Raw genomic sequence first — 23,018 nt, 5'->3', positions numbered from 1 at the left:
CAGAGATCACTTACCCTTTTTATCAAGCGCTTGGACACCCGGGTATTTAAACAATTTTGCCATCGCAACCAATGCCAAGATGCAACAAGCGATTGCGATAAGGAAAGGCATCCTCAGGTTGACGGCCATAAGAGAACCGCTCAAAGCCGTAATTGTTCCCGAGCCCAGTGCATAAATTGCCACCGTTACCCCCATCACCCACCCTTGTTCGGTAGGCCCCACACTTCCGGAAAACAGAGACAACATTGTCGGGTACATGATCGCAAATGCAATGGTTATGGGCACGATCAGAACATAAGAAAGATCGGCCACGGGATTCAGCATGAATGCCAATATCCCTACCCCCATCGCCGCGATGGAAACGTATAAAATGGGGAACTTTTTGTAGCGTTCATGCAGTGGCGCCGTCAGATAGGCACTACCAAAAGCCATTGATCCCCCAAACACGGCAAGTGCCATGCTGTTTTGAAGTGTGCCGAAATTGAACCTCGTCAAAAGATAGGTGTCGATGAAAAAGAAAAACGCATTCAGGCACATGAGCGAAAACAACATGACAACCGAAAGCCGCAGAACGACGGGGTGAGACCGGACTTTCCAAAGATTGGCAACCACATCCAAGGGGCCAAAATCGACCTTTTTCTTTTTAAAATCAAGCTCAAAGAAGAAAAAGACGATAAGTGCCATATTGATCAGGATAAGGCCGATCGCGACATAAAAAGGCAGTTCAAGCGATGCCGATGATCCCATCAAATTTTGGTCACTGAGAAGCCCGGAAATCAAAGGCCCCCCAAGTAGACCCAGAGCGGCGGCCGCAACGATCATCCCCAGGTTTTTTGATTTTTCCTGATCGTCATTACTGATGTCGATCAAAGCTGCCTGAGCGATGGGTTGATTTGCGGTCGTGAAGCCAGAAATTGCCCTGCCCAACAGCAATAGCCAATAGTTGGATGACATGATCGCGAGCACTGTAAGAAAATACCCGATCAACGCTCCGGTTAGACAAATCAATATGCCGCTTTTTCGTCCGATGTAGTCCGACAGCTTGGCGATAAAGGCAGCTCCGAAGAAGTAAAAAAGGAAGAAAACAACAATTAAGATCGTGTAGTCGAGCTGGCGAATGTTTGCGGGTGTTCCATGTGGTAGGAAGGGTTGTTGGGGGTTCAACAGAAGCGTGTTGAAAATTGGAACAATCAAGCCAAAACCCATCACATCAATAAACACCACCAGCAAAAGTGATAATCGTGACAGGTTCATAGCAACTACCTCAACAAAACAATCGCAGGATCCAATTTGAAAAAGTTACATACGGACAGCTAAATGCATCGAAAAAACGCAAAGAACGCTAAAAATATCCTATTGGCAAAAACCTACCGAGTCTAATTGGGCCAAGCCTACATTGTATCAGTCAGTCAGACTTTCGGATGCTAATTCCACGTCCAGCCCAACGCCCGCTTCCATCGCGCTAACATAAAGTTCGTTCCAAATTCCGGATCGTGGTATGATTTGAATACCCCGATTTTCTTGGGGGGCTGTCAATGCGTGCATCACACGTTGTATTGCTTGCAGCCATCAGCGCTGCTTCCGCCTCGGCGGGCGAGTTAGCATGGCCAGATGCAAACATTCCCGTCCCATCCAAGAGTGAGACCTTCATTCTATCTGAATGCACCAAGTACAAAGGCTCGACTGAAGAGAACGTTGAGGAATGCATCAATGGCGAGAGATACGGGTATCGAGCCGTTGTGATGATGCTGACTGATGAGGCCGCAGGAGAACGCGCCGCCGAACGATACAGGGCGTGTAGAGCGGGGCTGGGCGATAACGGAGGACGATTTCACCGTCGCCGCGCAGAATGCATCGGCCGTTCACTGGGAATTATTTGGAGGTTCGAGGTTACACAAAAGGCCTCTCTGCGCTCCCATCCGACACTAAGTGCATCCGTTTGGAACTATTTGACACCTTTGGTGCCGCCCGCTCGGCAACACGATTGATTTTTGTCGGGAAAATGCCGGCTCATGCTGCTGACCGCATTCGTTTGCCTGCCTACGCAGTTGGTCACAGACACGCTCTATCTGAACTTGCACGATCGTCACAAATTGCTTTCTGTTACCTTGAGAAGTTGCTAGCGAGTTCATCAGGACATGATTGAGACGATCCAGCCCACAACCCGCCTCATCATTATCGTCGCGCCCAGCTTCAACATGTCGGCCACGATGGGATTTATTGATCCGTTCCGTGCTGCCAATTACCTGGACGGCCGGACTTATTTCAAATGGCAGATCGCATCAGAATCCGGTGGGCTCTGTGTGTCCAGCAACGGGACTAGCGTTGACACACAGGGTTTGAGCGAACTTAGCGCGGAACAGCCGGGCATCGCCATTGTCTCGACCAGTTGGAACCCCGAAAAGCACATGACCGAACGGCTTGGCAGCGCATTGCGTAAATGGGCACGATCCGGTGCCACGCTAGGCGCGCTGGACACAGGGGCTTTCGTTCTGGCACAGGCCGGGCTGCTGAAAGGGCGGCGCGCGACTGTCCACTATGAGCATATCGACGCTTTTCAGGAGCTGTACCCCGACACTGAAGTCGTCGAGAACCTATACGCGCTGGACGGAAACCGGGTGACCTGCTGCGGCGGAGGGGCGGCGGTGGATTTCGCATTGCAGATCGTTCAGGGGATACATGGCAGCGCGCTAGCGAACGCGGCAGCACGCTACATTTTTCACGACCGGTTGCGCGGTCCTGCCGCCATGCAGCAGCCCGAAGGCAGCGAGCCGTTGGGGGCACTTGTCCCGGCCACTCTGAAAGCAGCCATTCAGGTGATGGAGACCCATCTGGAAGACCCCCTGCCGATTCCCGAAATCTGCAATATAGCCGGTATCTCGCACCGCCAGCTCGACCGGCTGTTTGCGACTTATATTAAGAAAACCCCTGCCCTCTATTATCGCGACATCCGGCTGGACAGGGCGCGCGGGCTGGTGACGCAGACCGAATTGCCGATTGCGCAGGTCGCGATGGCGTCAGGATTTGCCAGTCAGGTTCATTTCAGCAAGTCCTACAAAGACCGTTTCGGGTTACCGCCCAGTCAGGACCGGATCGAAGGTCGGGTTCCCTTCGAATACCGCGCCTGGCCCATGCACCGAAAACCCAAAGCGTAACCTTGCCGAGAGGCGATAAAAGCAAATTTGATGGCGCAAGAAGTTAAGCGTCGGGTCATTTTTCCGGGGAACATATACACATACGCAGCAAGTTAATCCTCCGGGCCAGTCCCGGGCGAGTTACGTGGAGCCCCCAGAATGACCGCGCTACCGTCCAAAGAGCAATTCGACCGAATCTCAGATGGGTTCAGCCCCGACCCGTTCAACACGCAATCCTTGAAGGCCGAGGCATATGTGGATCCGGCTTGGCATCAGGTCGACCTGAATGAAATCCTCGCCAAGACATGGCAATGGGTGTGCCACGTCGAAAAACTGCGCACGCCCGGATCTTATGTGACGGTCGAGATCGCCAACCGCCCCATCGCCGTAGTACGCGACCGCGAAGGCACGCTGCGCGCCTTCTATAACGTCTGCAAACACCGCGCCCATCATCTACTGTCTGGTGAAGGCGAAACAACCCGCATCATGTGCCCCTACCACGCCTGGGTCTACAAGCTGGACGGCCAGTTGGTCCGCGCGCCCGAAACCGAGAGCCTGACCGGGTTCGACACCAAAGACATCTGTCTGGATCAGGTGCAGGTCGAGGAGTTTGCGGGTTTCATCTATGTCAATCTCGACCCCGATGCGCTGTCTTTGCGCGAGGTCTCCGGCAATCTGGAAACCGAAATCCGCCATTGGGCACCGGATATCGAAAACCTGACCTTCGGTCACCGGCTGACCTATGACATCAAGTCGAACTGGAAGAATGTCGTCGACAATTTTCTGGAATGCTACCACTGCCCGACAGCGCACAAGGATTTCTGCGATCTGGTGGATATGGACACTTATAAGGTAACCACTTACGGCATCTACTCCAGCCACATGGCCGAGGCAGGCAAGGGAGCGAACACCGCTTATGACGTCTCGAACGCAACTGTGCGAACCCATGCGGTCTGGTGGCTGTGGCCCACGACCTGCCTGATGCGTTATCCGGGGCGGTCGTCGATGATTGTGCTGAATATCATCCCGATGGGGCCAGATCGCACACTGGAAACTTATGATTTCTTCCTTGAAACGCCCGAACCCGACGAGGCGGAGTTGGAAGCAATCCGCTATCTGGACGAGGTACTTCAACGCGAAGATATCGACATCGTCGAAAGCGTGCAGCGCGGAATGAGCACGCCCGCCTTCACCCAAGGGCGCATCGTGCATGACCCGAATGGCTCGGGCAAATCCGAGCATGCTGTTCACCACTTCCACGGGCTGGTTCTGGACGCCTACGCACAGGCCGCACCGTGAGGCGGCCCAATATCGTCGTGGTCATGGCCGACCAACTGGCGCCGCACTTCTGTGGCGCTTACGGCCATCCGACTGTGAAGACGCCTCATATGGATGCTCTGGCCGCGCGAGGCATGCGCTTTGATGCGGCCTATTGCAACTCTCCGCTTTGCGCCCCTTCGCGTTTTGCCTTCATGTCGGGGCAATTGATCAGCCGGATCGCGGCCTATGACAATGCCAGCGAGTTCCGCGCCTCGGTCCCCACCTTTGCGCATTATCTGCGGGCGTTGGGATATCGCACCTGCCTGTCCGGCAAGATGCACTTCGTCGGCCCTGACCAGAAACACGGGTTTCAGGACCGCGTGACCACCGACATCTACCCGTCGGACTTCGCCTGGACCCCGGATTGGGAGGCCCCGGACGAGCGCATCGACAAGTGGTACCACAACATGCAAACGGTCAAGGAAAGCGGCGAGGCCATCGCCACCTTTCAGACCGATTACGATGACGAGGTCGAATTCGCCGCCCGCCGCTGGCTGATCGACCGGGGGCGAGATCGGGCTGCCGGGGACGAGGCTCCGTTCTGTCTGGTGGCCAGTTTCATCCACCCGCACGATCCCTATGTGGCCAAGCCGGAATGGTGGAACCTCTACACGGACGATGACGTCCCCATGCCAGAATTCACCCTGACGCCCGAGGAACAGGACCCGTTCTCGCGCCGGGTAATGGACGGGATCGAGGCTAGTTATATCTCCCTAACCGAGGAAGAAGTCCGCCGTGCCCGCCGCGCCTATCTGGCCAATGTCAGCTATTTCGACAGCAAGCTGGGTGCGATGGTGAAGGCGCTCGACGAGATTGGCGAACTGGACAATACCATAGTTATCGTGACTGCCGATCACGGCGATATGCTGGGCGAGCGCGGCCTGTGGTACAAAATGAACTTCTTCGAATACTCTGCTCGCGTGCCACTAATCATGGCTGGCCCCGGAGTTTCGCGGGGCACGGCGTCGAACGCCTGTTCGCTGCTCGATCTGCTGCCCACCTTCATTGACATTGCCGGAGGCAGCGATGCTATGTTTGGTGAACCGGTAGACGGCCGCTCTCTTATGCCGCTGGCGCGCGGAGAAGCTGACTCGACCGACGAAGCTATCGGCGAATATTGCGCCGAGATGACGCCCTATCCGGTCTTCATGATCCGCAGTGGGCCGTTGAAATATATCCACTGCGACCCGGACCCTCCGCAGCTATACGATCTGGCAATCGACCCGCTGGAAAAGGTGAACCGCGCTGAGGACCCGGATTACGCCGACCAAGCCACGCAATTCGCGGCCCGCGTTTCTCAACGCTGGGACAGTGAAAAACTCCGCGCAGATGTCATTGCCACGCAAAAATCCCGCCGCGCCCTGCATGCCGCGATGGAGGCCAACCCGGTCGAGAGCTGGGACTACAACCCGCCGCGCGATGCTTCGCAAGACTACGTGCGCAACCACATGGATTGGACGGTTGCGGCGACACGCTATCGCTATCCGCCTTTGAAGGAGACTAACGAATGATGCTGGAAGGCAAAACCGCCCTTGTTACCGGCGGACGCGGTGGGATTGGCCGCGCCATCGTAGCGCGGTTCCTGCGCGAAGGCGCGCGAGTCTACGCTGCCGATCTGACGCCGCAGGGTTCTTTGGCCGCGCATGACGATGACGGAAGCATCTTTGTCAAACTGGACGTCACACAAGAAGCCGACGCAATCGAGGCGATGGAAAAAGTCGGCGCGGATGCAGGTCAGTTGGATATTCTGGTCAACGCCGCGGGGATCGAGATCGAGAAAACCATCGAAGAAACCACGCTGGAAGAATGGAATCTGTCCTTTGCTGTCAATGTAACCGGCACCTTCCTGACCTCGAAACACGCCCTGCCCCTGATGCGGAAGGCAGTCAAAGACGGCACCGCCTCGATCATCAATTTCGGCAGCTATGACGGGTTCATCGCTGACCCAGGCCTTGCTGCCTATTGCGCGACCAAGGGCGCTGTCCACGCGCTGACCAAAGCGATGGCCTGCGATCACGGCCCCGAGGGTATCCGCGTCAACGCCATCTGCCCCGGCTATGTGGACACCCCCATGTTGCAGAGCTTTTTCACTGGGGACGGTTCGGGCGGAGGTGGCAAGACCATAGACCAGTTGCAACAAGCCGTGCGCGACGTGCACCCGATGCGCACCTATGGCACGCCCGAGGATATCGCTAATCTGGTTAACTGGTTGGCCTCGGACGAAGCCCGCTATGCCAGCGGGCAACTCTGGGTTCTGGATGGAGGGCTGAGCGCGCAAGTTCAGCAGATGAAGCTATGAAAGTTATCAAATCGAGCCAAACCAACACCAAACCGGCAACCGGTGATTTATTCGTGGGCAACGAGATTACGTTTGCCCCTCTGGTCGGCCTCCCCGAGACCAAGGATGTCGAACTCTACATAGTCAACTTTGGCGCCGGTGAGCGAAACCGGGTGCATATCCACAAAGTTGATCAGGTTCTGATCGCAACTTTGGGGCGCGGCATCATCGCCGACGAAAATGGTGAACAGATCATGGAACCTGGTGACGTGGTGGCCATCCCCGCCGGTCACCCGCATTGGCACGGTGCCACGGCGGACAGCGCGTTTTCTCATATCACTGTCGCCCGCCCCGGCGATGTCATCGAGATCGTCGATCAGGACCCGCGTGGCGCGTGGGGAGCAATCTGATGAGCAAACCCGTCATCATCACTTGCGCCCCCACCGGAGGCATCCACACGCCGACTATGTCGGAATACCTGCCGATCACGCCGAACGAAATCACCGACGCCAGCATCGGTGCGGTCGAGGCCGGAGCGTCGATCATCCACCTGCACGCCCGCAACCCCGAGAACGGCAAGCCCGACCCAGATCCCGAGTTGTTCATGCAATTCCTGCCACGCATCAAACAGGCAACGGGCGCGGTGATGAACGTCTCGACCGGCGGCGGCTTGGGCATGACGCGCGAGGAACGGCTGCGCGCCGCCCTGCGAGCCAGTCCGGAGATGGCCAGCATGAACATGGGCTCGATGAATTTCGGCATCTTCCCGATGATGCAGAAATACGCGGGCTGGAAACATGACTGGGAGCCCGAGTTTCTGGACATGACCCGCGACTTCATCTTCCGCAACACTTTCGCCGATATCGAATATGCGATGAAGGAGTTGGGGGACGGCCACGGCACAAAGTTCGAATTCGAATGCTACGATCTGGGCCATCTTTATAACCTCGCCTGGGTGGTCGATCAGGGCTGGGTCAAACCGCCTTTCTTCATCCAGATGGTGTTCGGCATTCTGGGCGGAGTCGGTGCCGACCCGGACAACCTGATGCACATGCACACCATTGCTGAAAAGCTTTTTGGCGGCAGTTACGAGTGGTCGGTTCTGGCAGCCGGGCGCCACCAGATGGCGTTCACGACACAGGCTGCAATCCTTGGCGGCAATGTGCGGGTTGGGCTGGAGGACAGTCTTTATATCGGGCCGGGTCAGAAGGCGAAGTCCAACGCTGAACAGGTCCGCAAAATCCGCTCGATCATCGAAAATCTTGGTCTGACGGTAGCAACGCCAGACGAGGCCCGCCAACGGCTGGGCCTCAAAGGTGGCGACCAGACCGCTTTCTGATGGGGGAGAACATGCAGACAAAGATGCTGATCAACGGAGAGCTAATCGAAGGCGGCGGCGACGCCTTGCCCGTTCTGGACCCCGCGACCGGAGTACCCGTGGCGCATGTGCCCGAGGCCACGCCGGAACAGATCGAAGCCGCGACCCGAGCAGCGCACGAAGCTTTTGAAAGCTATCGCTTGGTGACACCTGCCGAACGTGCAGGATACCTGCATGCGATAGCGGATGTGATCGAAGCGAACATCGAAGAACTGGCCGAATTGGAAACGCTCGACGTTGGCAAACCCTGGCCCATGGCCCGCGATGAAGAAATGCCGCTGACCATCGACACCTTCCGTTTCATGGCTGGGGCATCGCGTACCATGAACGGGTCGGTGGCCGGAGAGTACGCAGCCGGTCATACCTCAATGATCCGCAAGGACCCAATTGGCCCAGTCGCTTCGATTGCACCGTGGAACTACCCTCTGATGATGGCCGCGTGGAAGATCGCCTCGCCGCTGGCTGCAGGCTGTACCATCGTCATGAAGCCGTCAGATATAACGCCACTGGCCACGCTGAGGCTGGCGGAGTTGCTGGAGGATGTGCTCCCGAAGGGCGTGTTGAACGTGGTGCATGGACGCGGAGCGTCGGTTGGCGACAGCCTGATCAACGATCCTCGGATCGAAGGAATTTCGGTCACCGGATCTCCTGCCACCGGCATGGCAGCGATGCGAGCCGCCTCTAACCAGATCCGCCATGTGCATCTGGAACTCGGCGGCAAGGCTCCGGTCATTGTCTTTGACGACGCCGATATCGATGCGGTGGCCGAGACGATCCGGTACGGTTCGTTCTTCAACGCCGGTCAGGATTGCGCCCAGCCCTGCCGGGTGATGGTGCAGGATACGGTCTACGATAAGGTGGTGGCCGCCGTGGCGGATCAGGTCAGCCAAATCCAGATCGGCGCCCCCAAGGGGGGCGGCACTGAGATGGGCCCTATCGTCTCCGCCGCTCAACGCGACCGTGTTGCAGGATTTGTCGACCGCGCCCGGTGCAGCGCCGAGATCGTAGTGGGCGGCAAGTTTGGGGATGGCTCGGGCTTCTTCTACCAGCCGACCGTCGTGTCCAATGTCGACAATGACGCCGAGATTGCCTGCAGCGAGGTTTTCGGGCCTGTCGTCACCCTCTCACGCTTCGCCGAGGCCGAAGACGCGCTACGCATCGCCAATGCCGGGCGGTATGGTCTAGCCTCTTCGGTTTGGACTAAGGACATCTCAACCGCGATGAAGATGACCGCGCAACTGCGCTACGGCATGACATGGGTAAACACCCACGGGATGCCCGCCGCCGAAATGCCCTGGGCCGCGATGAAGGGATCGGGTACCGGATGCGATATGTCCGTCTATGCCCTAGATGCTTATTCGTCAGTCCGGCACGTAATGGTGGCGCACTGATGCGGCTTGCAGGAAAAAGAGCGCTGGTCACCGGAGGTCGGCAAGGCATCGGTCGCGCAATTGTCGAGGCATTTGCCCGCGAAGGCGCAGCGGTCACCACCTGCGGCCGTGGTCCAAGGCTAGAGGGTTTGGATAAGAACATCAAATGGTATCCGCTGGACGTCACCGATGCGGCGGCTGTCGAAGACTTGGCCTACACAACAGACGGGACGGATATCCTCGTCAACAACGCAGGCGTTCAGGTTGAAAAGACTGTCACTGACAGCTCGGACGCGGATTGGGATGCGGTGATCGGAACCAATTGCAAGGGTGTGTTCAACCTGTGTCGCGCCTATATCCCCCGGATGCCCGAGGGTGGGTCGATCATCAATATCGGGTCGATTTCGGGTACTGTCGCGGACCCTTCGATGGCGCTCTACAATGCGTCAAAGGCGTTTGTGCACGGGTTGACCCGGTCAATCGCCGTCGATCATGGCCCCAAGATACGGTGCAACGCGATCTGCCCGGGCTGGATCGAAACGGGCATGTTGGACGCGGGCTTTGACCTTGCCGCAGACCCTAAGGCTGCGCGGCAGGATGCACTGGCACGCCACGCTATGCGCCGCTTTGGCAGGCCCGAGGATATCGCCAACATGGCCGTTTGGCTGGCTTCGGACGAGGCAGGTTTTGCCACCGGCCAACTGTTCACCGTGGACGGCGGCATGACCGCGGCCTCCCCTCTTAATCCAGGATTATTCTGATGGACTTTCAGCATACGGCCTGCCTGGGCGGCGGCGTAATCGGTGCCAGCTGGGCGGCCTTGTTTCTAGCCTCCGGGCGTTCAGTTTCCGTGTTCGACCCGGACCCCGAAGTGGAACGCAAGGTGCGCGACTACATCGGAACCGCATGGTCAGCGATGACCGATCTGGGGCTGACGCAGAACGGAACCCCAGACGCCATCACCTTCCACCCCAGCGCAGCCAAGGCAGTCGAAGGTGCCGCCTTTGTGCAGGAAAACGTGCCCGAACGGTTGCCTATCAAACACGCGACGTTTGCCGAGATTGAACCTGCTCTTGCACCCAATGCCATCGTCGCCAGTTCCGCCTCTGGCCTGACGCTCAGCCAGATGCAGACCGGATGGAAAGACCCATCGCGTTTCGTTTTGGGGCATCCATTCAATCCTCCGCACCTGATCCCTCTGGTTGAGGTTCTGGGCAACGAGGACACTGCAGACGGCGTTGTTGAAGACGCGCAACGGTTCTACGAAGCCGTTGGCAAGACCACGATCCGCCTACACAAAGAGGTGCCCGGTCACGTCGCCAACCGCCTTCAGGCCGCGATCTGGCGTGAGGCGATCAGCCTTGTGGTGTCAGGCGTTGCTTCGGTCGAGGATGTGGACAAGGCCGTTTGGGCTGGCCCTGGTCTGCGCTGGGCGGCGATGGGGCCGACCATGCTGTTCAACCTCGGGGCGGGTGAAGGTGGTTTAAAAGCCTTCTGCGACCATTTCACGGACACGTTTAACGGTTGGTGGGATGATCTTGGGCAGGTTCACTTGACCGAAGACGTGACCCGGACGCTGACGCAGGGAGTAGAAGCTGAAGCCGCCGGAAAGTCTCCGGCAGAACTATCCCAAAGGCGGGATGCGTTAATCGTAGCGATGCAGAAATCGGTCGTCGGTTTGCGCTAGCGACCCGACCAATCGGCGGTCGCATTTTTGGCGAGATACCACTTAGACATTGGACTGAATTGGAAGCACCTGGAAAACTGCGTCTTTGGGTTAACCATGTAGCACTTATGCAGCGTCGCTACTTAGCGACCGATGATGATATCGGCGCAGAGGCCGCCCAGTTGATCGCTGGTGCTCAGGCGCAGAACACCACCATGAGCGCGCGCAATATCGGACACAATCGCCAGTCCTAACCCCACGCCGCTGCCCTGATTCTGGTTGCGCGCCGGATCGAGACGCGAGAAAGGTTTAACCGCCTCAGATCGCTGCTCCGGTGGAATACCCGGCCCGTCATCTTCGACCCGGATACGAACGGACTTTGGCGTGACCGACAGGCTGACATCGGCGCGATTACCATAGCGAACCGCGTTTCCGATCAGGTTCTCAACCGCACGCCTTATGGCTGTGGGGCGCAGTGTCACCGTACCCTCTCCCTCGACTGAAACGAGATCGGCCTCATACCCAGCCCGCCGGGCATCTTTAACGATTTGCTCCAAGAATGCTTTAGGTTCAACAGTTTCCGGCGTTCCTTCGGATGCCCCGCGCGAGAACTCGAGGAAAGCGTCCAGCAACAACTGCATCTCATCAACATCCTGTTGCAAAGGGGCGGCCTCATCCTCGGGCAACATCGACAGACCAAGTTTTAGACGCGTAAGAGGGGTACGCAGATCATGACTGACACCAGACAACATCATGGTCCGCTGTTCCATCTGGCGTTCGATACGGGCTCGCATATCAAGAAACGCACTTCCCGCCGCGCGCACTTCGATCGCGCCGCCGGGCGAATACGGCACCACCCTGCCACGGCCAAAAGCCTGCGCTGCCTCGGCCAATCGGGTAATCGGGCGCAACTGATTGCGCATGTAAAGAAACGAAATCGACGTCATGATGACGGCAAAGAATACCATCGTCACGATCAATTGATGCGGAGCTGTCGGTGACAAGCGACGGCGATCAAATGTCAGTTGCAACACTCCAAGATGTGTCTGCATGTACACCCGTGCCTCATCCCCACTTGGAAGGGCAACAGCGACAAGATCGGGTAGCAAAGCTTGCAAGTCCGCTGTTACCCGCGGCGCAATGAAATCGTACCAGCGGCGATGACCAATCACCGGCTTTTCGTTCACACCCAGGAAATGAGCATTCATTTCCAGCGCTTGCAAATCGGGTCGGACGGCCGCAAGCGCCTGTTGTTGGGTTTCGGCCTTCTCCATAATCTCGACCACCAGCATCACCTCGCGCGACGCAGCGCGCGTCATTTGCGCCGTGACGTCTTCAAGGTGTTTTTGAAGAAACGCGACGCCAACCACTAACAGAAGAACAACCACCGGCAGAACCAGTATCAACGCAGCACGGACATACAGGCTGCGTGGCATATAGAGTTTGAGCAATTGCGCGGACATGCGCTAAACCTAACGGGCTGAACCGACAAGAGAAAGAGCCCGAATGCAGGCCCCTGATGATTTCAACCCGCCCGCTGGCCCGGCAGAAGATCTGCAAGTAGGATTGCGGCGTATTCTGGCCCCGAATCCATCCCCAATGACCTACCGCGGCACCAACACTTACCTGCTGGGCACAGGTGATCTTGCCGTGATCGACCCAGGCCCTCTCAATGAGGCACATCTGGACGCGATTCTGGACGCGGTGCAGCCCGGCCAGCGCATTAGCCATATCGTTGTCACGCACAGCCATCTGGATCACTCGCCCCTTGCCCGGTCGCTGGCCGAGCGCACCGGCGCTCCTGTTCTGGCTTTTGGCGGCCCCGAAACCGGTCGCAGCGCCGTAATGACCGAGTTGGCCCAGCAAGGGCTTGCAGGTGGTGGCGAAGGAATCGACACGTCTTTTCGTCCTGATTTCGAACTACCTGATTGCGCGACGATCTCTGGTGATGGCTGGCAGCTTGAAGTAATTCACACGCCAGGACATCTGGGCAACCACATCGCCTTGGGTTGGGGAGACGTCTGCTTTACCGGAGACCACGTCATGGGCTGGGCCAGTTCTCTGGTGTCCCCTCCGGACGGTGATCTGACAGATTTCATGGCAGCCTGCCATCGGCTGCGCACGCGCGACTGGTCGGTTTTTTACGCCGGGCATGGCGCCCCGATATCCGATCCCTCTGCGCGGCTGGATTGGTTGATAAATCACCGTCTGAAGCGCGAGACCCAAATTCTGGAGGCTCTAAAAGTACAACCCGGCACGGCCAGAGAGTTGGCGGAACGCATCTACCTGGACACACCGCCTGCTCTGCTGCCTGCTGCTGCAAGAAACGTATTCGCCCACCTTGTTGATCTGGCAGGGAAATCTCAGGTCGTATCAGAGGAAAGGCTGTCGGCCAATGCGCAGTTTCACATTCAGCCATGAGCCCTGAGAATTTTTTTGCGAAAACGTCACATTCCCCTCTGGACGGCGAAAATCCGGGTTGTTATACGCCCCTCAGTTCCGGCGTAGCTCAGCGGTAGAGCAGTTGACTGTTAATCAATTGGTCGTAGGTTCGATCCCTACCGCCGGAGCCAAAATCAATATCGAGATTGGTGAGCTTTCAAAGGCCTGTGCAAATTACGCACACTTAAGTCTGAACACTGCCCTTCCAACCAGATCTCGGCCTTTCCGAGTTTACGGCAGAACTGACCACAAAACGCTTCAGCATTGCTTTGAAAGTCACAACAAACCAAAGGTATGCAGGACTTTCTTTGCCTCGCGTTCTGGCAACCCAAACTCGTCAGCGTATTCCAGTTTTCGCTGCACGCCACCAACGAGTTCCTCAAGGTTTTCTCCATGACCAACAACATAAATCATAGCCTCAAAGCTGATTTTATGGAGGTTGACCAACCCTTCCTCGCTCGCAGGGCGAACGAATGAATGACTAAACTCCGGCACATCGGGGCTGTTCTCGCGATTGCCACCGCAGCGATAGCGCCAAGCCACACATGAACCGCACTTAGAATCAAACGAACGCATACGCGCCAAACGTGCTGGATACTCGATAGCCTCGCGACCAGTCAGTCGACGGCCAATGTTACGAAGCCTGATAAGCTGGCGCGTCCAACGGATCTTTTTTTTCTGTTTCTGCAGAACATCTGGAGTCGGTCGATAGAGAGGCGCAAGCTTACCTGCGACCGTGTCGTAAAGAAAACCTCGATCAACCAGATAGCCTGACGGATCGCGCGTATCCAAGATGTACTCCACCAGAGTTGGGTGGGCCAAATCATCAGCGTCTAAATAGAACAGGTATTTGTCGCCCGAAAAGGAATCTCGGCAAAACTCGAATATCGCTTTTCGTTTAGGGGCCTTATCGGTACGTTCAAGCATCCTTGTGAACGGCAGAAAAGTCACTTTATCGTCAAATTCGATCCCGTCTGGTTTGGACTGGCAACAGATAACCGCCTTCCAATTGGGACTTGTTTGACGGCGGAGGCTTTCAACGGTTTTTGTCAGATTGGAACAAACCTTCGACCAATTATTGGCCTTTTCTTTAGAAATCAAAGGTATCGAGAAGATCACTTCGGGAGCCTCATCAACGGGATCACGAGTCATCACATCGCGCCACGGCTCAATTTTTGATCTGCAGGTTTTTCGTTGCTCTTCAGTCAGAACCATATGCTAATTTCTTCCAAAGTTGAACGCCCTTAGAGCGCAGATGGCAAATCAACCTAACCCCCAGAGCAAAACCAATTTTTCTTAGAAAGCACAGCTATACGGGTCAAGCACAATCACCGAACAATAGAGCGAGGTTTTCGGCTCCAAACCTACCGGGACAACAATTTTCGAATGGTTCCAGTTCCCCATCAATTTCTTGCATGAAAAAACTGCAAACACCCTCTGGACGTCACGAAATCCGATTGCTATACGGCGCGGACCGTTCCGGCGTAGCTCAGCGGTAGAGCAGTTGACTGTTAATCAATTGGTCGTAGGTTCGATCCCTACCGCCGGAGCCATATCCCCTAATAGATGATCAGCCATTCAGGGTATTTTCAAAATCCGCCCTCAGCTTGCGTTTCATAATTTTGCCGGTGGCGTTCAGTGGTAAGGCTTCGACAAATACCACCTTGTCCGGCACCTGCCACTTGGCAATTTTACCATCGTAGAAAGACAGCAACTCTTCTTCGGTCGGGTTTTCGCCTTCCGCTTTGACCGCGACCAGCAACGGGCGTTCGTCCCATTTCGGATGCGGTACGCCGACCACTGCGGCGGTGGCCAGTTTGGGATGGGCGACGGCAATATTTTCCAACTCAACAGAACTGATCCACTCCCCGCCAGACTTGATGATGTCCTTGGAGCGGTCTCGGATCGTCATATATCCATCGGCGTCCAGTGTGGCCACGTCACCCGTGGCAAACCACCCATCCTGCAGCAAGTTTTCATCCTGCATCTGGAAGTAGCTGTCCAGAACCCAATAACCCCGGACCAAAAGATCACCCTGAGTCTCACCGTCGTGCGGCAGGTCATTTCCGTCATCGTCAACGATTTTAAGTTCGACGCCATAGCACGGTCGCCCCTGGCTTTCCCGTAGCTTGTGCTGCTCCTCCAACGGCAGATCCCGATGTTTGGCCAGAGGGTGGTTCGCGGTACCCAGAGGGCTCATCTCGCTCATGCCCCAGGCATGGATTGTGTCGACGCCAAAGGCCTCGCGGAAGATCTCAATCATTGACGGAGGGCATGCGGCACCTCCGATCACGGTCCGCTGTAGACTGGCCAATTTACTGCCAGATTGTTCCGCGTGGGCCAGTAGCCCCTGCCATATCGTAGGCACGCCCATGGCCAAAGTGACACCGTAGGTATCGATCAGATTGACCAGTGCCTCACCATGCAGACCCGGCCCCGGCAGCACCATGCGTGAGCCCGACATCGCGCAGGCATAAGGCGACCCCCAAGCGTTCACATGGAACATCGGAACCACCGGCATCACCACGTCCATCGCAGAAAACCCAATCACATCACGGGTATTCGAACCGAAACTGTGCAGCACCGTCGAGCGGTGCGAGTACAGCACACCCTTGGGATGCCCAGTTGTGCCAGACGTGTAGCATAGGCTTGAGGCGGTATTTTCATCGAAACTTGGCCACAGGAAACCCGCGTCACCGGTCTCGATAAACTCGTCATAGAATTTCACGCCCGGGATTTGGGCGATGACTTCCTCGTTCCGTGGCCCCATCAGCACAAAATGCTGTACGTCGGGTAGATGCTCCTGCAGGGCCGCGACCAAAGGTATGAAAGTCGCATCAAAGAACAGAACACGGTCTTGGGCGTGGTTGATGATATAGGTCAGCTGTTCAGGAAACAGGCGCGGGTTGACCGTATGGCAGACGAACCCCGCGCCTGAGGTCCCATAGTAAATTTCAAGATGCCGCCGGTTGTTCCAAGCCAGCGTGCCGATCCGGGCCTGCGGCTCCAAGCCCAGCTTAGTCAGTGCTGAAGCCAGCTTGCGCGCATTTTTTGCCACCTGCCCCCAACTGGTCTCAGTCACCGTGCCGTCGGTTTCAACCGAAAATATCTCGGTCTGACCATGATAGCGATCGGCGTGATTTATCAGCGACGAGATCAGCAGAGGCTGCGTCATCATCTGTCCCAGCATGGGCGTCCTCCCTTTGACGGCGCCATTTTACTCCTTTTGCAGACGTTAACCCGCAAAAGAAGTCATGGCTTTTCCTCCGGAAGAACCCTGCCAATCATTTAATTGTCTGACAATAAGAGAATGCAGCCTGTCGCTGCGACAGGCCACAAGTTAATCCGGCTTATTCCCGGTAGCGGAGGGCGTAAGCAACTAAAGCTGCGGTCGATCCGTCCTTGCCCTCCGCACTTTCATCGCCCTCCACAATGGGACCAAGCGAGGTCGCCAATTCCTTACCCAGTTCCACGCCCCATTGATCAAACGAGTTGATGCCCAGCAGAACCCCTTCGACAAACACACGGTGTTCATAGAGGGCGATGATCTGGCCCAGTACAAATGGCGTGAGCTTCGGATAAATCAGGGTCGAGGACGGACGATTGCCCGGGAACACTCGGTGGCGGGCCTGACGTTCCAACTCATCTCCGGTCAGCCCTTTGTCAGCCATGCGCTGCCGTGCTTCGTCCAGAGAGCGCCCTCGCATCAACGCCTCAGACTGGGCCAGACAATTGGCCAGCAGCAGACGGTGATGGTGGGTGAGTTCGGGTTCATGCCCTTCCGCGGCGACCATGAACTCGCAAGGTATCACGTCAGTGCCTTGGTGGATCAACTGGTAAAAGGCGTGCTGACCGTTCGTTCCAGGTTCGCCCCAAACCACGGGGCCAGAAGGCCCCTCCAGCGAACTGCCGTCCATTGCGACAGATTTGCCGTTCGACTCCATCTCTAACTGCTGAAAATATGCCGGCAACCGCAGAAGGCGCTGATCATACGGCAAAACCGCGCGGCTGGCGTGGCCCAGCACCTGACGATGCCACACTCCTACTAGAGCCAGCATTACCGGCATGTTCTCAGCCCAATCGGCGGCACGGAAATGCACGTCCATCGCCTGCCCACCACGCAGGAAGGCGTCAAAGGCGTTCGAGCCAACAGCAATCATCACCGGCAAGCCCACAGGCCCCCAGACCGAGTATCGCCCGCCGACCCAATCGGCAAAGCCAAACACACGATCTTCCGGGATGCCGAAAGCCTCGGTCTTGTCCACGGCACTGGACACGGCGGCAAATTGTTTCGTCGGATCGCCTCCGCCATCCACCATCCAGGCCCGCGCGGTACGGGCGTTGGTCATGGTTTCGATGGTGGTAAAAGTTTTCGAGGCAACGATAACGAGCGTCCGCGTCGGATCGAGCTGGCGCAGTGTATCCGCAATATGTGCGCCATCCACGTTGGACACGTAGTGCAGACGCGGCCCATCGTGGTAAGGGGCGAGCGCATGGGTCGCCATTACCGGCCCGAGATCCGATCCGCCAATGCCGATATTCACAACATCGGTAAAGCTGCCCCCTGCCCCGGAGATCGCCCCGCCGCGCACCTCCTCGGCAAAAACGCGCATCCGTTGCAGCGTGTCCAGGACGCCGGGCATCACATCCAGCCCGTCGACCTCAACCGGGCCGCCATCTAGGTTGCGTAGCGCCGTGTGCAGAACTGCGCGGCCCTCGGTTTCATTAATCTTCTCGCCCGAGAACATTGCCGCGCGGCGTTCCGCAAGATCTGCCTCTTTACACAGAGCGATCAGGGCATCCCGGATTTCTTCGTCAATCTGCGTTTTCGAATAGTCGAACAGCAGATCACCGGTAGATGCGGAAAACTTCTGTGCCCGGTTTGCATCCTCCGCGAAAAGGTCAAGGATAGTTCGGTCTTGCTGGTCTGCGGCTAGCGCAGCGAGTGTGTCCAGTTGCATAGCACTTACTCCGCCCAGTGTACGGTCATGCCACCCAACACCGCGGCGATGGGGGCTTCCTCGGGCGGCAAGGACATAGCGCGTTCCAACGCGTCCCGTTTCGCCGCCCCGAAGAAAATAAGATGTTTCGACAAAGCCCCGTCCAGCACAGGCGCAGTCAGAGAGATCCGCGCCTCTGGCTGCGCTTCAGATCGCGCAACGGCCAAAGGCGGAGCGTGGCTGTCCAGCGCGGCTTCCAACCCATCCATGCCCGGGAACAGTGATGCCGTGTGCATATCTTCACCCATCCCCAGAACAAGAACCGACAAAGGTCGGATTGGGGTAATCAGGCTCTCGATCTCGGGAAGTACCTCCTCTGGTTCCTTCCCTGGAACAAACAGAGGGATGTACTGCGCCACCGATGCCCGATTGGTCAACAAGCGCTCGCGGATCAGGCGTTCGTTCGAACGCTCATGATCGCTCGGGACACAGCGCTCATCCGTGGGCAACACCCACACCCTATCCCATTCCAGATCCGCCGCGCACAGCACATCAAAGATCGGCCCTGGCGTGGCGCCACCCGGAACAGCCAGCGAGACCATGTCGTGGTGCAGCAACGCAGATTCCAGATCGCCCGCCAGCACGTTTGCCACATCGATGGTCAGCATATCTCTGTCGGCGTATTCCTGTATTTTCATGGGTTTATCCCTTGCCAACGGCGACCGTCTCGTTTCATCAGCAGCTCGGCGTCGCCCGGGCCAGTGCTGCCAGTCTCATACGGTTTGGGGACATCCCCGCGCGCCTGCCAGCCCGCGATGATCGGATCGGTCCAGGCCCAGGCGGCCTCAACCTCATCCCCGCGCATGAACAGGGTCTGATTGCCGCGGATCACATCCATCACCAGCCGTTCATAAGCGTCCGGCGGGTCCTGGTTTTCCGGTCCCAGCGCCTCGGCAAAGCTCATGTCCAGCGGCACGTCGACCAGACGCATTCCACCCTGTCCAGGTTCCTTGATCGTCACCTTCAGCGTAATGCCTTCGTTGGGCTGCAAGCGAATCGACAACACGTTGGCATGCCGCCCGGCATCGGCCCCAAAGATCGAATGTGGCGCGTCCTTGAACATCACGTTGATCACCGAAGATCGCGCCACCAGCCGCTTGCCCGTGCGCAGATAGAACGGCGTGCCCGCCCACCGCCAATTGCTGACATGCGTCCGCAGGGCCACGTAGCTTTCCGTGGTCGAGCGGGGATTGCCTACGGTTTCCCGATAGCTGGGTCCATTAGGCCCGCCTTCGAACTGGCCTCTCACGATGTGGTGCGGTTCGACCGGGTCCAGCGCGCGGATAACTTTGAGCTTTTCGTCCCGCACCGCGTCCGGGTCGAACTTGGCCGGCGGCTCCATTGCGATCAGGCACAAGAGCTGCATCAGGTGGTTCTGCACCATATCACGCATCGCGCCAGCGCGCTCATAATATTCCTCGCGCCCGTCTATGCCGACGGATTCGGCCACTGTAATCTGGATATGATCGACATATTGGCTATTCCAAAGAGGCTCGAACAACATATTGCCAAAGCGGACAGCCATCAAATTCTGAACCGTTTCCTTACCAAGATAATGGTCGATTCGGTAAATTTGCCCTTCCGAGAAATGCGCGGCCAGAGTGGCATTTAGTACCCGCGCGCTTTCCAAATTATGACCAAATGGCTTTTCAACAACGATCCGCGTCTGCTCGGTCGCAAGATCATGGGCTTTGATCCGCTCGGCCAGCGGCCCGAACAAACGCGGCCCGACCGAGAAATAAAACGCCCGTACCCGATCCTTAGTGAGCTTCCCGGCAAGCCGATCCCACCCTTCCTCGGAAAGAGCGTCCAACGAAACATAGTCGACCCGCTGCAGAAAGGCCTCAAGCGCATTGGCGTCCTGACAGTGCCTTGGCGCATGAATTTGCAACGAATCGGTGACGACCTGGTGGAAAGCGTCCCGGTCGTATCCCGCTCGAGCGGCACCTATAATCTGCACGTCCTGCGGCCATTGCCCCGCGCAAAACCTCCGAAACAACGCGGGCAAAATCTTGCGCTGCGCAAGATCGCCGGTGCTGCCGAATATGACCAGATCGAAAGGGTCGACGGGTATGACACGAGAAACCATGTGTTTCCCCTACCTTACCCCTGTCGACATGTCTAATGTTAGCGCAATCATTTTTAAATTTTTTCCCATCATCAAAACTCTGTCAGGTCAGGCCCGATGCCCTTAACTAACCCGGTCCAAGTGGCTAAGTCAGCATTAAGACATCAAGGAACCGGATACCGGAATGAAAGACAACGCCCCTCAGAGCGCCAATATCGGCAAGTTTCAGGACAAATTGGTGACAGCTGACGGGCAAACGCGGGCTTCTGTGTCTCTCAGCAACCCCGAGACCCTTTGGTTCAACACCGGCACACTGTGCAATATCGAATGCATTAACTGCTATATTGAAAGCAGCCCCACCAACGATGCGCTGGTATACATTACCACCGCTGAGGTGCGGGACTATCTGGATCAGATTGAGGACCGAAACTGGCCGGTGCGCGAGATCGGTTTCACCGGTGGTGAACCCTTCATGAATCCGGAAATGATAGACATGACTCGCGCCGCTCTGGAGCGAGGCTATGAGGTTCTTATCCTAACCAACGCGATGCAACCAATGATGCGCCGCAAGATGCGCGAAGGACTGCTGGAACTCCAGCGCGACTATGGAACGAAGCTAAACCTGCGGATCTCGGTCGACCATTACCGCCCCGAACTGCATGACAAGGAACGCGGCGCTGGCAGTTTCGCCAGAACCCTGACCGGGATGAAATGGCTGCGCGATCACGGATTCAACATGGCCATTGCCGGACGCACCGTCTGGGGTGACAGCGATACAGAAAGCCGCGCTGGCTATGCGGCGTTTTTTGCCGAGTATGGATTTGATATAGACGCCCAGGACCCGGGCAAAACGGTACTATTCCCCGAGATGGACGAAACCGTTGAAGTACCTGAAATTACAACGGCTTGCTGGAGCATCCTGAACAAATCACCGAACGCAGTAATGTGCGCCAATGCCCGTATGGTAGTAAAACGCAAAGGAGCTAGTCGCCCCGCTGTTCTGGCTTGCACTCTGCTACCCTACGCTCCTGAATTTGAAATGGGTCATACTCTCGCTGAGGCCGAGGCAGATGTGCATCTGAATCATCCCCACTGTGCCAAGTTCTGCGTTCTGGGCGGAGCAAGTTGCTCGGGCTGATCAGTTCAATTCGGGGGACTTCCAGAACTTCGTGCCTGAGGCCCCAGCCGAAACGCGCCACCCCTTTTTGCCAAGAACAAAGAACGACCGGCCGTCGGTAAACCGAACGGTCTGCCCCGAGCTGTCGTCCCCATACATGGCTCCGGTTTCCGCCGTTGCGTCGTATCCGTTTTCGATGAACTTCTCCAGATCGGCTGATGTTTCGAACAGGATTACGAATTTGGTCTCGAATCCACCAATTCCCACGGCTGCGCCAACACCACCTGTCCCCATGTTCATATAAGTATGCTCGCCGGTGTCCTTCGAGACCGCTACCCCACGTCCATACCCAGCCGAGACCGGAAAGACCGAGATCTTACGCGAGTCGAACACCGCATACCCTGCACTGACACCGAAGAGTTCATCAGCATCTGGATCTTCCGACAGAAGTTGGGTCAGCACGTCACTAGCCATAAGGTCCAGTTTGGCACGCGTCTCTTCCGGCGTCGCCTCATTCGTCACAAGATCGGTGGTAGAATTAATCGTCTCATCAACAGCATTGGCGCCTTTTTCTACAGAGTTGCCAACCGCTTCGGCACCGCGCCCGATGGCGTCTGCGGTGCTCTCGGCGCCTTTCTTGATTTTATCCAGAACACCCTCGGCAGAGGCTGACCCACCCATGAGCAGCGCGGCCATAAGAAACAAAACTCGAGGCATAAAGCGATTCCGTATGTGACCAATGATTTGGCCGACACCTTAGCCGAAGCACCTTAAAATATAACTGGTCTTAATCGTTACTGGCCGAAAAATTCAGCCCAACACTCAGTTCACTCTGAATTCACCCACAACATTGCGCCATTCTCCGGGCGCGATCATCTTGCGATGCGTGAACCGGACCGAATGCAGCGGACCTTCGATCTCGCGTTGCCAGAACTCGACAAATTTAAAGAGCTTCGGATGATCCGGTGCCAGGTCATAATCCTGCCAAATGAACGTGTTCAGAACGTGGATATAGTCGGGCATGTGGTAGAAGAATTCCGCCGTCGTCAGCCCGTACCCCTTGAGCATCAATTCGGTTTCGCTTTGCTCCATGCAGACCTCCAATTTTGTTGCAAGGTCTCTTCAGGGTAACACGAAAACCCCCTAATCCTTAGTTAACAATTAGTTACTCTGGCGTTACAGGGGTTTTTCGCACGCAAAAACGTTGCTTGCTTGCACCTTATGTGCCGGGTCTGATAAGGTACA

The 23,018-nt window shown here is 56.7% G+C and carries 21 protein-coding genes and 2 tRNA genes; 14 read left to right on the top strand and 9 right to left on the bottom strand.

Annotation, left to right across the window (positions count from 1 at the left end; translation table 11 throughout):
- Positions 1-6: 6 nt before the first annotated feature.
- Positions 7-1,254, bottom strand: a complete 1,248-nt coding sequence (locus ABLN94_RS02480; RefSeq protein ID WP_352988774.1) for an MFS transporter — start codon at positions 1,252-1,254, stop codon at positions 7-9.
- 281 nt (positions 1,255-1,535) lie between these two features.
- On the opposite strand from ABLN94_RS02480, the gene ABLN94_RS02475 reads away from it, so the two are divergent.
- The 10 genes from ABLN94_RS02475 (at position 1,536) to ABLN94_RS02430 (ending at position 11,167) form a co-directional block, all read left to right on the top strand.
- The gene (locus tag ABLN94_RS02475; RefSeq protein ID WP_352988772.1) at positions 1,536-1,988 is read left to right on the top strand and encodes a hypothetical protein; all 453 of its coding nucleotides are present in this window, start codon (positions 1,536-1,538) and stop codon (positions 1,986-1,988) included.
- A gap of 150 nt (positions 1,989-2,138) precedes the next feature.
- Positions 2,139-3,155, top strand: a complete 1,017-nt coding sequence (locus ABLN94_RS02470) for a GlxA family transcriptional regulator (protein WP_352988771.1) — start codon at positions 2,139-2,141, stop codon at positions 3,153-3,155.
- A gap of 138 nt (positions 3,156-3,293) precedes the next feature.
- The gene (locus ABLN94_RS02465; protein ID WP_352988769.1) at positions 3,294-4,433 is read left to right on the top strand and encodes an aromatic ring-hydroxylating oxygenase subunit alpha; all 1,140 of its coding nucleotides are present in this window, start codon (positions 3,294-3,296) and stop codon (positions 4,431-4,433) included.
- Positions 4,430-5,965 (top strand): choline-sulfatase, encoded by a 1,536-nt coding sequence (betC, locus tag ABLN94_RS02460; protein ID WP_352988767.1) that lies wholly within the window; start codon positions 4,430-4,432, stop codon positions 5,963-5,965. Before ABLN94_RS02465 ends, betC begins: the two co-directional genes overlap by 4 nt.
- Positions 5,962-6,753, top strand: a complete 792-nt coding sequence (locus tag ABLN94_RS02455; protein WP_352988765.1) for an SDR family NAD(P)-dependent oxidoreductase — start codon at positions 5,962-5,964, stop codon at positions 6,751-6,753. The genes betC and ABLN94_RS02455 overlap by 4 nt, the downstream gene beginning before the upstream one ends.
- Positions 6,750-7,142 (top strand): cupin domain-containing protein, encoded by a 393-nt coding sequence (locus tag ABLN94_RS02450; protein ID WP_352988764.1) that lies wholly within the window; start codon positions 6,750-6,752, stop codon positions 7,140-7,142. Before ABLN94_RS02455 ends, ABLN94_RS02450 begins: the two co-directional genes overlap by 4 nt.
- Positions 7,142-8,071, top strand: a complete 930-nt coding sequence (locus tag ABLN94_RS02445) for a 3-keto-5-aminohexanoate cleavage protein (protein WP_352988762.1) — start codon at positions 7,142-7,144, stop codon at positions 8,069-8,071. The genes ABLN94_RS02450 and ABLN94_RS02445 overlap by 1 nt, the downstream gene beginning before the upstream one ends.
- An 11-nt stretch (positions 8,072-8,082) precedes the next feature.
- Complete coding sequence (locus ABLN94_RS02440; RefSeq protein ID WP_352988760.1) at positions 8,083-9,501, top strand: gamma-aminobutyraldehyde dehydrogenase; 1,419 nt, start codon at positions 8,083-8,085, stop codon at positions 9,499-9,501.
- Positions 9,501-10,241, top strand: coding sequence for an SDR family NAD(P)-dependent oxidoreductase (locus tag ABLN94_RS02435; RefSeq protein WP_352988758.1), 741 nt, complete (start codon positions 9,501-9,503; stop codon positions 10,239-10,241). The genes ABLN94_RS02440 and ABLN94_RS02435 overlap by 1 nt, the downstream gene beginning before the upstream one ends.
- A complete protein-coding gene (locus ABLN94_RS02430) occupies positions 10,241-11,167 on the top strand; it encodes a 3-hydroxyacyl-CoA dehydrogenase NAD-binding domain-containing protein (protein WP_352988756.1) in 927 nt (308 codons plus the stop codon). The genes ABLN94_RS02435 and ABLN94_RS02430 overlap by 1 nt, the downstream gene beginning before the upstream one ends.
- Positions 11,168-11,289: 122 nt before the next feature.
- Here the strand turns inward: ABLN94_RS02430 and ABLN94_RS02425 are convergent, their stop codons facing one another.
- Positions 11,290-12,609, bottom strand: a complete 1,320-nt coding sequence (locus ABLN94_RS02425) for an ATP-binding protein (protein ID WP_352988754.1) — start codon at positions 12,607-12,609, stop codon at positions 11,290-11,292.
- Positions 12,610-12,652: 43 nt separating this feature from the next.
- Here ABLN94_RS02425 and ABLN94_RS02420 point away from each other — a divergent pair, with 43 nt between their 5' ends.
- Together ABLN94_RS02420 and ABLN94_RS02415 are read left to right on the top strand one after the other, a co-directional pair.
- Entirely contained in the window at positions 12,653-13,567 is a 915-nt protein-coding gene (locus tag ABLN94_RS02420) for an MBL fold metallo-hydrolase (protein WP_352988752.1), read from the top strand.
- A gap of 77 nt (positions 13,568-13,644) precedes the next feature.
- Positions 13,645-13,719 (top strand) — tRNA-Asn (locus ABLN94_RS02415).
- A gap of 145 nt (positions 13,720-13,864) precedes the next feature.
- On the opposite strand, the gene ABLN94_RS02410 is transcribed toward ABLN94_RS02415, so the two are convergent.
- Positions 13,865-14,803, bottom strand: coding sequence for a glycosyltransferase family A protein (locus ABLN94_RS02410; protein ID WP_352988750.1), 939 nt, complete (start codon positions 14,801-14,803; stop codon positions 13,865-13,867).
- Positions 14,804-15,066: 263 nt separating this feature from the next.
- Here ABLN94_RS02410 and ABLN94_RS02405 point away from each other — a divergent pair.
- A tRNA-Asn gene (locus tag ABLN94_RS02405) sits at positions 15,067-15,141 on the top strand.
- A 17-nt stretch (positions 15,142-15,158) separates the two neighbouring features.
- Here ABLN94_RS02405 and ABLN94_RS02400 read toward each other — a convergent pair.
- The 4 genes from ABLN94_RS02400 to zwf form a co-directional block, all read right to left on the bottom strand.
- Positions 15,159-16,778 carry a long-chain-fatty-acid--CoA ligase gene (locus ABLN94_RS02400; RefSeq protein WP_352988748.1) on the bottom strand — a complete coding sequence of 540 codons (1,620 nt, stop codon included), beginning with the start codon at positions 16,776-16,778 and terminating at the stop codon, positions 15,159-15,161.
- A gap of 160 nt (positions 16,779-16,938) precedes the next feature.
- Positions 16,939-18,549, bottom strand: coding sequence for a glucose-6-phosphate isomerase (pgi, locus tag ABLN94_RS02395; RefSeq protein WP_352988746.1), 1,611 nt, complete (start codon positions 18,547-18,549; stop codon positions 16,939-16,941).
- Between the two features lie 5 nt (positions 18,550-18,554).
- The gene (gene pgl, locus ABLN94_RS02390; protein ID WP_352988744.1) at positions 18,555-19,226 is read right to left on the bottom strand and encodes a 6-phosphogluconolactonase; all 672 of its coding nucleotides are present in this window, start codon (positions 19,224-19,226) and stop codon (positions 18,555-18,557) included.
- Positions 19,223-20,677: a glucose-6-phosphate dehydrogenase gene (zwf, locus tag ABLN94_RS02385; protein ID WP_352988742.1), complete on the bottom strand. Its 1,455-nt coding sequence runs from the start codon at positions 20,675-20,677 to the stop codon at positions 19,223-19,225. The genes pgl and zwf overlap by 4 nt, the downstream gene beginning before the upstream one ends.
- Positions 20,678-20,840: 163 nt before the next feature.
- Between zwf and ABLN94_RS02380 the strand changes: the two genes are divergently transcribed.
- The gene (locus ABLN94_RS02380; RefSeq protein WP_352988740.1) at positions 20,841-21,794 is read left to right on the top strand and encodes a radical SAM protein; all 954 of its coding nucleotides are present in this window, start codon (positions 20,841-20,843) and stop codon (positions 21,792-21,794) included.
- Here ABLN94_RS02380 and ABLN94_RS02375 read toward each other — a convergent pair whose 3' ends face one another.
- Positions 21,795-22,490, bottom strand: a complete 696-nt coding sequence (locus ABLN94_RS02375) for a hypothetical protein (protein ID WP_352988738.1) — start codon at positions 22,488-22,490, stop codon at positions 21,795-21,797.
- Positions 22,491-22,595: 105 nt separating this feature from the next.
- Complete coding sequence (locus ABLN94_RS02370) at positions 22,596-22,865, bottom strand: usg protein (RefSeq protein ID WP_170325099.1); 270 nt, start codon at positions 22,863-22,865, stop codon at positions 22,596-22,598.
- Positions 22,866-23,018: the final 153 nt, after the last annotated feature.

Origin of the sequence: Ruegeria sp. SCP11 (assembly GCF_040329455.1) — a bacterium.
GTDB classification, from domain to species: domain Bacteria; phylum Pseudomonadota; class Alphaproteobacteria; order Rhodobacterales; family Rhodobacteraceae; genus Ruegeria; species Ruegeria atlantica_E.
Note: the sequence above shows the minus strand (reverse complement) of the source record. Positions and strands in the feature narration are given on the sequence as shown.